Genomic DNA, 1,485 nt, shown 5'->3' with positions numbered 1-1,485 from the left:
ACCTCAAGGGCGCCAACCTGCGCAACCAGGACTTGAGCAAAATGAACCTGGCCGGCGCCGACCTGCGCGAGGCGGATTTGCGCCATGCCAACCTCGACCTGGCCAACCTGGAAAAAGCCCAGCTGCAAGGCGCCAACCTGACCCGCGCCAGCCTGCAACAAAGCAACCTGCGCCTGGCCAACTTCAGCGGCGCCACGCTGATGGCGATCCAGGGTTGGGGCCTGTTCGCCCAGGGCGCGCAGTTCGAAAACGCCAACCTCAGCGCGGCCTACCTGCAATTTGCGCGACTGTCGGGGGCGAAAATGCACAAGGCCAACCTGCGTGCGGCCGACCTGGAAATGACCTGGCTGAGCAAGGCCGACCTGCAAGGTGCCGACCTCAGCGACGCCAATCTGCAGGAAGCCAAGTTCGGCGAGAGCAACCTTGAAAACGCCACCCTGACCGGTGCGCGGCAACATTATGGGAATTTTCAGGATGCGAATATGGAGGGCTGCCAGGATTGCCCAACGACCTGGGATCGCTGAAACGACGCCATTAAAATGTGGGAGCAAGCCCCCTCCCACAGTGGATTTGTGCACACCCGGTTATCCAACCACCCGCACCACCCCCATGTCGATCCCCAGGTGAACCAGCTCGGCATGGGAACTCACCTGCAATTTGCTCTTGAGCAAGGTCAGGTGATTGGACACGGTCTTGCTGCTGATATTCAGCTGGTCGGCAATCGCGCGCGTCGGCGTGCCCCTGGCCAGCATCAGGAAAATCTCCAGCTCACGCGGGGTCATGCCCTGCAAGCGTTGATCGCTGGGGGAATAGGCCAGTTCGGTGGCCAGGGCCTGTTCGATGTAGGCATGGCCGTCGAGGATGCGCCGCACCGCTTCGATCAACACCTCGGGCGCCGAGCTTTTGGTCAGGTAACCCGAGGCCCCGGCGTCCAGGGCCTGGCGCACCAGGGGCAGTTCGTCGTGCATGCTGAAAAACAGCACGCGCAGTTGCGGCAGGCGCTGGCGCAGGCGACGCGTGGTTTCCAGGCCGCTGATGCCCGGCAGGCCGAAGTCCATGATCACCAGGTGCGGCAGCGCTTCCTGGACCCGGTTCAGCGCTTCTTCACCACTGGCCGCCTCGCGCACCTCAACGGCTGGCAGCAGCGCGCGCAGCAGGCTGGCATAGCCCTGGCGCACCACGGCGTGGTCATCCACCAACAGAATATTCATGGTGCCTCCAACGGCATGTTCAAGGCCAACGCCCAACCGGCGCCGGGGTGGCTGATGATCTTCAATTCGCCGCCCAGGCAGCGGGCGCGTTCGGCCATCGAATACAGGCCCACGCCGGGTCGCTGGGGCGTGTCTGCACCACGCCCGTTATCGCGCACCCACAGGCGCAGGCGCGAACCGCGATGTTGCAGGCGCACGTGCACCTGGCTGGCGTCGGCATGGCGCAGGATGTTGGTCAGGGCTTCCTGGAGCAGGCGGTACAGATGGGTCTTGC

3 protein-coding genes are annotated in these 1,485 nt (G+C 64.0%); 1 reads left to right on the top strand and 2 read right to left on the bottom strand.

The genetic code is table 11. The features are described from left to right. The coding region (locus AB1462_RS31350; protein WP_367248942.1) for a pentapeptide repeat-containing protein at nucleotides 1–524 on the top strand (524 nt) is incomplete at its 5' end. 60 nt (nucleotides 525–584) lie between these two features. Here the strand turns inward: AB1462_RS31350 and AB1462_RS31345 are convergent. Both AB1462_RS31345 and AB1462_RS31340 read right to left on the bottom strand, forming a co-directional pair. Further along, nucleotides 585–1,211: a response regulator gene (locus AB1462_RS31345; RefSeq protein ID WP_367248940.1), complete on the bottom strand. Its 627-nt coding sequence runs from the start codon at nucleotides 1,209–1,211 to the stop codon at nucleotides 585–587. After that, on the bottom strand, nucleotides 1,208–1,485 hold a 278-nt coding region (locus AB1462_RS31340; protein ID WP_367248938.1), incomplete at its 5' end, for an ATP-binding protein. The genes AB1462_RS31340 and AB1462_RS31345, both read right to left, overlap by 4 nt.

The sequence above is a fragment of the Pseudomonas sp. SB113 genome (genome assembly GCF_040754745.1).
Classification (GTDB): Bacteria; Pseudomonadota; Gammaproteobacteria; order Pseudomonadales; family Pseudomonadaceae; genus Aquipseudomonas; species Aquipseudomonas grimontii.
The sequence above is the reverse complement of the archived record's forward strand: the minus strand, read 5'-3'. Positions and strand labels throughout refer to the sequence as shown.